The sequence below is a fragment of the Paracoccus seriniphilus genome, from assembly GCF_028553745.1.
GTDB lineage: Bacteria > Pseudomonadota > Alphaproteobacteria > Rhodobacterales > Rhodobacteraceae > Paracoccus > Paracoccus seriniphilus.
This window is the reverse complement of record NZ_CP067129.1, coordinates 458,089-470,173: the sequence shown is the minus strand read 5'-3', so window position 1 is coordinate 470,173 and position 12,085 is coordinate 458,089. Positions and strand designations below refer to the sequence as shown.

Sequence of the window (12,085 nt, the reverse complement as noted above, 5' to 3'; positions counted from 1 at the left end):
TCTTAGGATGATGGGAACAAGCCTCAACCGGAACACAGCGTCACGAATGAAAACCGAAAGACTGACCGCCGACAATGACGGGCTGGACCGCGCAATCGCGTTGCTGTCCGCGGGAAAAACCGTGGCCATCCCGACCGAGACGGTCTATGGCCTCGCCGCCGATGCGCGCAATGGTCAGGCGGTGGCAGGGATTTTCGCCGCCAAGGACCGGCCGACATTCAACCCGCTGATCGCCCATATCCACGATCTGGACGCCGCCAGGGAACTGGCCGAATTCAACGCACAGGCCGAAAGGCTGGCAACGGATTTCTGGCCCGGAGCCCTGACCCTTGTCCTGCCCCTGCGCGCATCGGCGGGCATTTCACCGCTGGTCACGGCAGGTTTGCAGACGATCGGCCTGCGCATGCCATCCAATACCACGGCCCGTGAGGTCCTGCGCCGATTCAATGGCCCGCTCGCCGCGCCCTCGGCAAATGCCTCCGGACGTGTCAGCCCCACCAGCGCGGCTCATGTTCTGGACCCGGACGGCGGCCTCGATGGGCGTATCGGGGCCGTTCTCGATGCCGGTACTTGCCCGATAGGCGTTGAATCGACCATCGTGTCATGGATCGATGGACGCCCGACACTGCTGCGCCATGGTGGCGTGCCGCTGGAAGCCCTTGAAGCCTCTCTTGGCCAGAGGCTGGCTCAGCCCGCCGCCAATCCCGACAAACCCAGCTCGCCGGGCCAGTTGCTCAGCCATTATGCTCCCCAGGCCCCCGTGCGGCTGAACGCGGCCAGCGCGGAACCCGGTGAAACCTATCTTGCATTCGGCGCGCCGGGCACATTCACCCTGTCGGCCACGGGCGATCTGAACGAAGCGGCGGCAAATCTCTTTGACGTGCTGCGTCAGGCCGACCGGCAAGGCCGGCCCATCGCGGTCGCCCCCATTCCCGAAACCGGACTCGGCGCGGCCATCAACGACCGACTGCGGCGCGCCGCCGCCCCGCGCCCCTGACGGTTTCTTCTTCGCGCAAATACCCAATCCCGCCGCAGCCACGAAAGCCACGCGTGATACGGCGCGACCGGAACATCCGATCGCGCCCTTTGGTCAGTTACAGCCCAAGCGAACCGTAAACATTGGAAATCTGCCGAATCGACACGACATAGGCGGCTGTGCGCAGGTCATCGACGCGGGGGTTGGCCAGCCAAACCTCCCTCATCTTGCCGAATGCCTCGCGCATCGTGTCCTCCAGGCCCGAACGCACCAGTTCCAGTTCGTCCGCCCCGGTCAGGAAGGCCTGCTTGAAACCGCGTGACAGGGTCCAGTTCAGCCCGGTATCGGCTGAAAGCCGCTCCAGTTCCTCAACCAGCATGCGTGCGCGCGCCTCTTCGTGACGGCGCTCCAATCGGCCAAGGCTGATCTGCGACAGGTTCTTGACCCATTCGAAATAGGACACGGTCACACCGCCGGCATTGGCATACATGTCGGGGATGATCACCACGCCCTTGCGCTTGAGGATTGCATCGGCATCCGCAGTCACGGGACCGTTGGCAGCCTCGATGATCACCTTGCATTTGATCCGCTCGGCATTCTCGGCGTGAATGACGCTTTCGACGGCAGCCGGGATCAGGATGTCGCATTCATCCTCCAGCGCCAGCAGCCCTTCCTCGCGATACTCGCCGCCGGTAAAGCCACGAACGCCGCCTGTCGACTGAATATAGCCGCGCAACGCATCGATATTGATGCCCTGGGGATTGGTGATCGCCCCATCGCGTTCGATGACCGTGGTGATCAGCGCCTTGTCTTCCGTCGAGAGGAACTGCGCGGCGTGATAGCCCACATTCCCCAGACCCTGCACGATGATCCGCTTGCCTGCCAGAGTCCCCTCCAGCCCGGCGCGCTTCATCACATCTTCGTGACGGAAGAACTCCTGCAAGGCATATTGAACACCCCGTCCGGTGGCTTCGACCCGACCGTCGATTCCGCCTGCACTATGGGGTTTGCCGGTCACACAGGCCTTGGCGTTGATGTCATCGGGATGCAGGCGCTTGTAGGCATCGGCCATCCAGGCCATTTCGCGCTCCCCGGTGCCCATGTCCGGGGCCGGCACGTTCTGGCTGGGCGAGATCAGATTGCGGCGCGACAATTCATAGGTAAAGCGGCGCGTGATCTTTTCCAGCTCATCCTCGTTCCAGGCACGCGGATCAATGCGCAGCCCGCCTTTCGACCCCCCGAAGGGCAGATCGACCAGCGCACATTTATAGCTCATCAGCGCAGCCAGGGCTTCAACCTCGTTCTGGTTGACGTCCAGCGAATAACGGATGCCGCCCTTGACCGGCTCCATATGCTCGGAATGGACCGAACGGTAACCGGTGAAAGTGTGCAATTCGCCGCGCAACCGCACTCCGAAACGTACGGTATAGGTCGAATTGCAGACCCGGATCTTTTCTTCCAGACCGGGGGGCAACTCCATCAATCCGGCAGCATGGGCGAACATCCGATCGACAGAATCGCGGAACGAGTTGGTTGCGGCGCACATCAGTGTTTCCTCCGGTCAGTGCAAAGGCGATTCGAGGCCTTCATCGCGGAAGCTAGGACAAGTCTGTCCGATGTTCCACGGCGCATTCCTGCCCTTGACGTAAAGAGCATACTTTGCTTTTCCCTAAGGGCTGCAATTCAGCATTTTTCATTTTATCGACCGAACCGCCCGAGCATTTGGCGAGTTACACATTTGCACTTCAGTATTGTGAGGTTCCGATTTTGACAGTTCAACACCCCCGCAAGGGGCGCAAACTTGCACAGGTTCATGTAGGAGCAAGGCAGATATTCCTGCGGGATGGATATGCCGGTGCAAGTGTCGACGACATCGCCCGCGCGGCCCGCGTCTCCAAGGCGACGCTTTACAGCTATTTCCCTGAAAAATCGGTCATGTTCCGCGAGGTCATGCTGCATGAGCTGGAGGAAGTGGCGCAGCAGTCTCCTGTCCAGATCGACAGCGCGATGCCCGCGCAGGCTGCCCTGCCTGAAATGGCCCGGCAGATCGCGCAGTGGCAATATTCGGACCTGCCGCTTTGCCTGCTTCGCGTCAATATTGCCGAGGCGAACCGCTTTCCCGATATCGCCGGGAAATACCAGAAGGTTCTTGACGACATTCTCTACGATGTCATCCGCCAGCATCTGGACCGTTGGGTGACGCAGGAAGAACTGGTCATCCAGAACAGCCTGCTCGCCGCGCATCAACTGGTCAGCCTGACGGGCGCGACCCTGCAGGAACGCCTGCTGGTCACGGCCATGCCGCCCGAGGCGCATGCCGCCCATATCCGCGATGTCAGCGCCGAGGCGGCCCGCATCTTCCTGGCAAGCTATCAGCCCGTTGACGGTCGGCAAAGACATGCCGCCAAAGCCTGCTGACGCAGGCATGACAAGGGCCGGGGCCATGATGAAAACGTGACCCGACGGCCGGGTTCTCAACCAGACTGACAGCCCGTATAACGGCCAACAATCACAAGCCGCCCGCAATCGGGCCCATCAGAGGGACGCCGACATCATGAAGATGACCTTGTTTCTGCCATTTGCCGCTGTCATGGCCACGCTTGCAGGCTGCGCACCGGCACCTGTGCCGACGCCGGCGCCCGAGCCGGTGGTCACCCTTCCCCCGGTGCCGACCGAAGGCATCGCCGGCCTTGAGGAACGCCAGCCCGATCTGTGCAAGGCCAAGGATTACGTCGCCTATCTGGGCCAGCCCGGCACCGTGATCCAGACCCTGGGCATCACGCGCAACTATCGCGTTGTCGAATACCGCGGCATCGAGCCCCAGGAATATGACCCGCTCCGGCTCGTGTTCCGTCTGGATGCCTCGGGCAATATCTACAACATCGACTGCGGTTGATCGGATGCGCCTGTCGTTTTCCCTTTTGGGCGTCCTGGCAATCTTCACGGTGGCAGCCTGCGCCCCCCCCACCCCGCGCGAGATCACCCCGGACGAACCCGCCGATCAATGCGGTGCCGCGGGATACAAGGGGCTGATCGGTCAGCCCCGCGACATTCTGGACAAGATGTCATTCCCGATCGGCACGCGTCAGATCGGCCCCGAGGATGCCGTCACCTCTGATTTCAGACCCGATCGGCTCAACATCGAATATGGCAGCAACGGACGAATCGACAGCGTCAGCTGCTATTAGGCAAGCGGCGGGCGGTGCCGGAAACGGTTGCGCCCCCTGAACTGTCTTTCCCTCTTTTCGCATTGATTTGCGCCGCAGCCGGTGTCACCATTTGTTCATGATGAATGCCGCTCCGCCGTTTCCGGCTGATCCCGATCGCGTGGTTTTCAACCGGCAGGAGCTGGCCGTGATCCTGTCCCTGTACGGGCGATTTGTCGCTGCCGGGGAATGGCGCGATTATGGGATGTCCTTCCTGCGCGACGCCGCGATCTTCAGTGTCTTTCGTCGTGCCACCGAACACCCGCTGTATCGTATCGAGAAACGGCCCAAACTGCGCAACGCTCAGGGGGCCTATGCGGTCATCGGCATGGACGGGAGAATCCTGAAACGCGGTCATGATCTGGCCATGGTCCTGCGGGTGCTGGACAAGAAGCTGATCCGACCCATCGGCTGACCTGCCCGGGTGGCTCATGTCCCGCGTGGTTTGGCACGCGTCGTCGGATCGGCACTGGTCGGGTCTTCGGGCCACGGGTGGCGGGGATAGCGCCCACGCATCTCCTTGCGCACCTCAGCATAGGAACTGGCCCAGAACCCCGGCAGATCGGTCGTCACCTGCACCGGTTTGCCGCCGGGTGACAGCAGGCTGATGCGCAGGGGACGCCCGGCCACGACCGGATGTCGGGTCACGCCGAACAATTCCTGCAGGCGCAACTGGATCGAGGGCGTTTCATGCCCATAGTCGATTGGCACCTTGCGCCCCAGCGGTGTCTGGAAATGCGCGGGGACCTGCGCCGCCAGCCGTTGCTGCCCCTCCCAGCCCAGCCGCTGCATCAAGGGTTCGACCAGGTCCAACGCACGCAGATCAGCCAGGGTCCGGCATTGCCCCAGCCATGGCAGCAGCCATTCGCCATCCGCGAGCAGGGCCTCGTCCGACACAGCTTCTTCGCCGTCAACCAGCGCCATCCGTGCCCGCAGTCGCGCCGCCGCAGGTGTCCATGGCAGGCCAACCTGACGCAGCCCCTCCAGCGCCGCCCCGGCCACCGCCGATTGCGGGGCCTCTGTCCATGCGCGATCGGTCAGGACCAGCGCGCCGAGGCGTTCCTGCCGCCGCGCCATCACCCGCCCTTCGCGGCGCGACCATTCACATAGCGCGACCTCCTCGATCCGGTCGGCGAACAACTCGCGCAGCACGGCCTCGTCGATCGGCGCAGCCAGCCGGATGCGGGCCTCGCGCTGATCCCCCGCCAGGTCAAGCGCCACGAGCAGACGCTGCCCCGCCAGCGGGTCTTCGGCGGGCAGAACCGCGCCCTTGCCGCCCGACAGCACATAGCGGGGCTGATCGCCCTTGCGCCGCATCCCGATCCGATCGGGATAGGCCAGCGCCACCATCGCACCCGACGACAGCCCGCGCATGGGCTGATCCCTGCCGCGCTCTCTGGCGCGCCGCCGCAGACGACTGGCCTCATCCCGAAGGCGTTTCAGCGCGGGTTGATGAAATTGATAGGGCCGCTCACGCGCAAAGGCCCGCGCGTCGCGCAACAGGGCAAGACGCAGACCGATATCGCTTGGCGCGCCGCGCAGGGGATCGCGGTCGGACAGCAGCGCCGCCAGCTCGGCAGCGCCTTCTCCGGCCAGTGACAGCATATGGCCCAGACGCGGATGCAACGGCAGCGCCGCCAGCGCCTTGCCATGGGGCGTGATCCGCCCTGCCCCATCCAGAGCACCCAATTGCTGCAACAGCTGTCGCGCCTCGGCCAGCGTGCCCTCGGGTGGCGGCGTCAGAAAGGCCAGATCCCCCGGTTGCGCGCCCCATGCGGCAAGCTCCAGCGCCAGACCGGACAGATCGGCGACCATGATTTCGGGCGGAGCAAAGGCGGGAAATGCGCCCTCCTCGGCCCTGGCCCACATGCGATAGCAGATCCCCGGCGCCACCCGCCCGGCGCGACCGCGGCGCTGATCGGCCTCGGCGCGGCTGACACGCTCGGTCACAAGCCGGGACATGCCGCTGCCCGGATCAAAGCGCGCCCGTCTTGCGCGACCGGCGTCCACCACAACCCTCACCTGCGGAATGGTCAGCGATGTCTCGGCAATCGAGGTCGCCAGAACGATCCGCCGCCGGCTGCCCGGTTCAGACAGCGCCTTGCGCTGATCCCTGGCCTCCAGCGCCCCGAACAGCGGCAGCACCTCGCAATCGCAGTCATTCAGCACCCCCATGACCCGGCGAATTTCACCCTCTCCGGGCAGAAAGGCCAGGATCGTGCCGCCGGTCTCCCGGGTTTCGTGCTCGGCCCGCCGGATCAACCGCGCGGCCTCGTCGATCAACCGTGATGCCGCAGGCAGGGGCCGATCCAGCCAGCGGGTCTCGACCGGAAAGGCCCGTCCTTCGGAGCGAATCACCGGCGCATCATCCAGCAGCGCGGCCACCGGCTCGGCCTCGAGCGTGGCGGACATGACCACCACCGCCAGATCATCGCGCAGCGCGTTGCGCGCCTCCCAGACAAGGGCCAGCCCCAGATCCGCGTTCAGACTGCGTTCGTGGAATTCGTCAAAAATGACGCAGCCGATGCCGCTCAATTCAGGGTCGGATTGCACCATGCGCGTCAGGATGCCTTCGGTGACGACCTCGATGCGGCTGCCCGCGACCGAGTCACCCCGCATCCGATATCCAACCTGCTGGCCGACCGTTTCGCCGAGTTGCTCGGCAAGACGTTCGGCGGCGGCACGGGCGGCAAGGCGGCGCGGCTCCAGCATCAGGATCCGACCCTTGATGCGATCCAGCAGCGCCAGCGGAACCCGCGTGGTCTTGCCCGCCCCCGGCGGTGCCACCAGAACCGCCCGCCCCTGCGCCATCAGCGCATCACACAGCGGATCAAGAACGTCATCAATGGGCAATTTGTTCTGCATGACCGTCTTATGTCGCATGGGCCTGACAAGAGGAACCCCGTGCCCGCCCTATGAAAAGCCTGCCGGGCTGCTTATCTTGCGGAAAAGAACCAGGGCAATGCGGCGGGCAGAATGGGAATCGGCAGCGAATTGATGCGGGGGCTGGGACTGGGCGATCCCGTGATCCGGCTGGGCGTGACCGGGCTGTCGCGGGCCGGCAAGACCGTCTTCATCACGTCTCTGGTGGCCAATCTGATGGATCGCGGCCGCATGCATGCGCTGCGCGCCGCCGCCGATGGCAGCCTCAAGGCCGCATGGCTGCAACCACAGCCCGACGACACCGTGCCCCGCTTCGACTATGAACGATATCTGGCGGCACTGACCGGCCCCCAGCCGCATTGGCCCGAAGGCACACGCCACGTCAGCCAGTTGCGCCTGTCCCTGCGGACCGAACGCAGCGGGTTCCTGTCGGGGCTGCGCGGGCCCCAGACCATCCATCTGGATATCGTCGATTACCCGGGCGAATGGCTGCTGGATCTGCGCCTGATGGAAAAGGATTTCAACGAATGGTCCGCCGAAGTTCTGGGCCGAATGCAGGGCCGCCCCGGAGCCGAAGATTACCAACAGAGCTTGTCCGAGTTGCCCGATGGCGACCGGCTGGACGAACCGACCGCCCAGAAACTGGCGCGCAGCTATACCGCGCATCTGCTCGCCTCGCGCGATGCCGGATGGTCCGATTGCACGCCCGGACGTTTCCTGATTCCCGGCGAACTGGAAGGTTCTCCCGCGCTGACCTTTGCCCCCTTGCCGGAACGGTTTGCGGGCAGCCGCATGCACAAGGAATTCCGGCGTCGGTACGAGGCCTATAAATCCCGGGTCGTCAAACCCTTCTTTCGCGACCATTTCGCCAGGATCGACCGGCAAGTGGTGCTTGTCGATGTGCTGGGCGCGATCCATCAGGGACCCGCGGCCATCGAGGACATTCGCCGCGCCATGGCCGAGATCCTTTCGGCCTTTCAGCCCGGTCGGGCCGGTTGGCTGGCGCAACTTCTGGGCACGCGGCGGGTCGAAAGGATCCTCTTCGCCGCCACCAAGGCCGACCATCTGCATCATGTCCAGCACAACCGCCTGACCGCAATCCTTTCGGCCATGCTGCGCGAAGCCCGTGACCGCGCCGATTTCTCCGGGGCCCGCAGCGAGGCGATGTCTCTGGCGGCCCTGCGAACCACCACCGAAGACATCATCCGTCAGGACGGCGAAGAACTCCCCGCCGTGCGCGGGCGACTGCTGGATGGACGCCAGGCAGCGCTTTATCCCGGCGAATTGCCCGCCGATCCGGTGGCCCTGCTGCAACCGGCACGCTCGGGCGCGACCGAATGGCTGGACGGGGATTACGCGGTGATGAATTTCGCCCCCGCCCCGATGACCGCCCGCCCCGGCGACGGCCCGCCCCATATCCGGCTGGATCGTGCCGCCGAGTTCCTGATCGGAGACCGGCTGTGACCGAAGACAAGAAACCCACCCGCCGCAGACCGGTTCTGGTCGAGATCGAGGACAGCCCGCAGCCGGAACGTGACATTCCTCCGCGCACACATCTGCATGAGGATCCCGGCCCCAATCCCGCCGACGCCCCGCCGATCGACAATGCCGATCCGGTGCTGCCGCGACCGCGCACGATGGAGATGGTCACCCGTCTGGTCGGGCGTCCGCCCTCGAAGCTGACCCGCTTCTTCATCAATTCGGGCGTGGCGCTGTTCACCTTTCTGCTGTCCATTGCGGCGCTGGATTTCATCAACAACCTGTTGAACAGCTATCCCGTTCTGGGTTGGATCGGGATCGCGCTGTTTGCCCTGTTCACTCTTGCCGCATTGGGCATGGCATGGCGCGAATATCGCGCCTGGGCACGCTTTGCCAAGATCGACGCGATTCAACGGCAGGCCGGTGCCGCGCTGGCCGAAGACAGCATCGAACAGGCCCGCAAGGTCTGCAACCAGCTGCAGCTGCTCTATCGCGACCGCCCCGAGTTGCAATGGCAGCGCCAGCGCCTGGCCGATCAGAAGGCCGATATCTTCGATGCCAACAGCCTGCTGACCATGGCGGAAACCGAATTGATGGCACCGCTGGACCAGCAGGCCAGACGGGAAATCGAGGCCGCCGCCCGCACCGTGGCCGCCGCAACGGCGCTGATCCCGCTGGCGCTGGCCGATGTCGCTGCGGCGCTGGCCGCCAATCTGCGGATGATCCGCCGCATGGCCGAAATCTATGGCGGACGCGCCGGAGCGGTCGGCGGATGGCGTCTGGCGCGCACGGTGATGACCCATCTGGTCGCCACAGGTGCCGTGGCCGCCGGTGATGACCTGATTCATACCGTTGCGGGGGGCGGCGTCCTTGCCAAGCTCTCGCGCAGATTCGGCGAAGGTGTGGTGAATGGCGCCCTGACCGCACGGGTCGGCATTGCCGCCATGGAGGTCTGCCGCCCGCTGCCATTCATGGCGCAGCCCCGCCCGCGGGTCGGGAATCTGGTGACGCGCGGGCTTCGGGGCCTGTTCGGGGAAAGCCCGGACGAGGCCGGAAAATCCCCGCCAAGGCAGGATTAGGGCCGGGGCGCGGCGACCTTCTTGCTGCGCGACAGCGTGAACAACCCCGACAGCAGGATCAGCGCCGATCCCACCACCATCGGCAGGGTCAGGCTTTCACCGAACAGAAGTATGCCGAAAGCGATGCCAAAAAGCAGCCGCGTATAGCGAAACGGCGTCACCGCCGAGACCTCGCCCGTGCGCATTGCCTTCATCAGCGAGAAATAGGCCGCGACCCCCGCGATCATTGCCCCGGCAAGGCAGAAGGCGGTCGCGGCATCAGGCCAGACGAATGCCGCACCCTGCCAGATTGCAAAGGCCGCACCGGAAAAGATCACCGCCAGAAAGCCGTAAAAGCCCAATGTCGCGGCCCCCATCCCGACAGGCGCGGCGCGGCTGGCCAGATCGCGACCGGCAAGACCCAGCATGCCGATCACGGCCAGCAGCGACAGCACCGAAAAGCTGTCGCCTCCGGGCTGGATGATGACCAGCACGCCGATCAGCCCGATGACGATCGCGGACCAGCGCCGCCAGCCCACCTTTTCCGAAAACACCAGCGCGGCACCGGCCACGACGACCAGCGGCGTCGCCTGCAGGATCACCGTGGCCGAGGACAGGGGCGTCAATGTGATCGCCAGCCCGTAAAACAGCCGGCCCGTCGCCTCGAAGGCAAAGCGGATGCGCATTGTCCGGTTCAGCACCTCGGGCGCGAACAGCTTTTCTCCGTTGAGCAGCGCAAGGCTGCCGAAGATGATCGACCCACCGCAGCCGAACAGGATCAGGATCTGCCCCAGCGGCAGGGTCGAGGCGCTGGTCTTGACCAGACTGTCCTCCAGCGCAAAGGCCAGCATGGCCAGCACCATCCAGAGGCTGCCCACCAGATTGCGGGTGTCGGCGGGGGGCGACAAACTTGTCATCAAGATCTTCCTGTTCTGACCGGCACCGCCGGTGGCGGCAAGGTCTATTCGCCAGAAGGCGCATCATCGGGCATTTCGGGCGCCTGCGTCGTCGCATCGCCATCGACAGGAACACCAGCCTCGATCAGGCGGTTGTCCTCCCATTTCCCGGCGGCGATCTGCCCGGTGGCATAGCGCATCATGCCCTGCCCCTGCCGCTTGCCGGATTCGAAATGCCCCTCGTAGCGGTCGCCATTGGCATAGGTTGCCACGCCATCGCCATCGATCTCGCCGGCCTTCCAGCCACCTTCATAGATGAACCCGTCCGGCGTCGTCAGCTTGCCCTGACCTTCGCGCAGCCCATTCACGAACTGCCCGGTGTAAACAGTGCCATCGGGATAGGTGGCCTGGCCCTCGCCGTGGCGCTGCCCGTCCTTCCATGCGCCGGTATAGACATAGCCGTCGGGATAGGACATGCGTCCCTGCCCGTCATTGCGGGCATTGCGGAAACTGCCCTCATAGACCATGCCATTGGCATAGCTGGCCTTGCCTTCTCCCTGAATGACACCCGCGGCCCATTGCCCTTCATAGGTCGAACCATCGGGATAGGTGATCTTGCCGGTACCATCCGGGCGATCGTCCTTCATCTGCCCCTCATAGACCGAACCATCGGGATAGGTGATCCGCCCGCGTCCCTCCATCCGGCCTTCGACCCATTGCCCGACATAGACGTAACCATCGGTGCCGGTGAATGTGCCCTGCCCATGCCGGCGGTCGGCCTTGAACTGGCCGTCATAGACATCGCCATTGGCATAGATGGCCACGCCATTGCCCTCGCGCTTGCCATTGAGCATCTGGCCTTCGTAGCGGTCGCCTGACGGCTGGACCAGAACGCCCGTCCCCGACATCTGCCCGGCCGACCACACGCCGTCATAGACCAGCCCGTCGGCCATGGTCAGCTTGCCCTTGCCGGCGCGCTGCCCCGCCAGCATGCTGCCTTCATAGATTGCGCCATCGGGATAGGTGATCTTGCCACGCCCCTCTTTGACGCCGGCATTCCATTCGCCTTCGTAACGATAGCCATTGGGCTGGGTCAGCACCCCCTTGCCCTGATGCAGCCCCTTGACGAAATCACCCTTGTAGACGGATCCATTGGCATAATGGGCCTCGCCCTGACCGGTGATTTCCCCGGCGATCCAGTCGCCCTCATAGGTGCCGCCATCGGCATAGGTGATCTTGCCCTTGCCGTCGGGTTTGCCCTTGGCGAAATGGCCGACATAGACCGATCCATTGGGAAATGTTGCCGTGCCCTGGCCCAGAATTTCACCCTCGACCCAGTCACCTTCGTATTTGTAGCCATTGGGCAGCGTATACAGCCCCTGCCCATGCTGGCGACCGTTCCGGAAGGTTCCCTCGTAGACCCCTCCATCATCATATTGCTTGGTGATGATCTGGGCATGTCCCGACGCCACCGCCGAAATCAGCACCAGCGCCGCCGCGCCTGCCCGGATTGCCGCCTGTCTCGTCGTTGCCATTGCCCGTTCACCTCATCTTTTGCCCCAAGGTCTACCGCAGCCGGGGACGACG

The 12,085-nt window shown here is 64.4% G+C and carries 11 protein-coding genes; 7 read left to right on the top strand and 4 right to left on the bottom strand.

Annotation, left to right across the window (positions count from 1 at the left end; all coding sequences use genetic code 11):
- Positions 1 to 46 precede the first annotated feature (46 nt).
- Positions 47 to 997, top strand: coding sequence for an L-threonylcarbamoyladenylate synthase (locus JHW44_RS02240; RefSeq protein WP_089343760.1), 951 nt, complete (start codon positions 47 to 49; stop codon positions 995 to 997).
- 97 nt (positions 998 to 1,094) lie between these two features.
- On the opposite strand, the gene JHW44_RS02235 is transcribed toward JHW44_RS02240, so the two are convergent.
- On the bottom strand, positions 1,095 to 2,522 hold the full coding sequence (locus tag JHW44_RS02235) for a Glu/Leu/Phe/Val family dehydrogenase (RefSeq protein WP_089343761.1): 1,428 nt from the start codon (positions 2,520 to 2,522) through the stop codon (positions 1,095 to 1,097).
- Between the two features lie 221 nt (positions 2,523 to 2,743).
- Here JHW44_RS02235 and JHW44_RS02230 point away from each other — a divergent pair, with 221 nt between their 5' ends.
- The 4 genes from JHW44_RS02230 (at position 2,744) to JHW44_RS02215 (ending at position 4,597) form a co-directional block, all read left to right on the top strand.
- Positions 2,744 to 3,394: a TetR/AcrR family transcriptional regulator gene (locus tag JHW44_RS02230; protein WP_245846962.1), complete on the top strand. Its 651-nt coding sequence runs from the start codon at positions 2,744 to 2,746 to the stop codon at positions 3,392 to 3,394.
- Positions 3,395 to 3,530: 136 nt separating this feature from the next.
- Positions 3,531 to 3,872: a hypothetical protein gene (locus JHW44_RS02225; RefSeq protein ID WP_245846963.1), complete on the top strand. Its 342-nt coding sequence runs from the start codon at positions 3,531 to 3,533 to the stop codon at positions 3,870 to 3,872.
- 4 nt (positions 3,873 to 3,876) lie between these two features.
- Positions 3,877 to 4,164 (top strand): I78 family peptidase inhibitor, encoded by a 288-nt coding sequence (locus tag JHW44_RS02220; RefSeq protein ID WP_179217668.1) that lies wholly within the window; start codon positions 3,877 to 3,879, stop codon positions 4,162 to 4,164.
- Positions 4,165 to 4,264: 100 nt separating this feature from the next.
- Positions 4,265 to 4,597 carry a DUF2794 domain-containing protein gene (locus tag JHW44_RS02215; RefSeq protein ID WP_089343937.1) on the top strand — a complete coding sequence of 111 codons (333 nt, stop codon included), beginning with the start codon at positions 4,265 to 4,267 and terminating at the stop codon, positions 4,595 to 4,597.
- A gap of 14 nt (positions 4,598 to 4,611) precedes the next feature.
- On the opposite strand, the gene hrpB is transcribed toward JHW44_RS02215, so the two are convergent.
- Positions 4,612 to 7,047: an ATP-dependent helicase HrpB gene (gene hrpB / locus JHW44_RS02210; RefSeq protein WP_089343763.1), complete on the bottom strand. Its 2,436-nt coding sequence runs from the start codon at positions 7,045 to 7,047 to the stop codon at positions 4,612 to 4,614.
- A 111-nt stretch (positions 7,048 to 7,158) separates the two neighbouring features.
- Here hrpB and JHW44_RS02205 point away from each other — a divergent pair, with 111 nt between their 5' ends.
- Positions 7,159 to 8,529: a YcjX family GTP-binding protein gene (locus JHW44_RS02205; protein WP_089343764.1), complete on the top strand. Its 1,371-nt coding sequence runs from the start codon at positions 7,159 to 7,161 to the stop codon at positions 8,527 to 8,529.
- Positions 8,526 to 9,623, top strand: coding sequence for a YcjF family protein (locus tag JHW44_RS02200; RefSeq protein ID WP_089343765.1), 1,098 nt, complete (start codon positions 8,526 to 8,528; stop codon positions 9,621 to 9,623). Before JHW44_RS02205 ends, JHW44_RS02200 begins: the two co-directional genes overlap by 4 nt.
- Here the strand turns inward: JHW44_RS02200 and JHW44_RS02195 are convergent.
- Together JHW44_RS02195 and JHW44_RS02190 are read right to left on the bottom strand one after the other, a co-directional pair.
- Positions 9,620 to 10,519 (bottom strand): DMT family transporter, encoded by a 900-nt coding sequence (locus JHW44_RS02195; protein ID WP_245846965.1) that lies wholly within the window; start codon positions 10,517 to 10,519, stop codon positions 9,620 to 9,622. The two genes, JHW44_RS02200 and JHW44_RS02195, sit on opposite strands and share 4 nt — an antisense overlap.
- A gap of 44 nt (positions 10,520 to 10,563) precedes the next feature.
- Complete coding sequence (locus tag JHW44_RS02190) at positions 10,564 to 12,033, bottom strand: MORN repeat-containing protein (RefSeq protein WP_089343766.1); 1,470 nt, start codon at positions 12,031 to 12,033, stop codon at positions 10,564 to 10,566.
- Between the last annotated feature and the right edge of the window lie 52 nt (positions 12,034 to 12,085).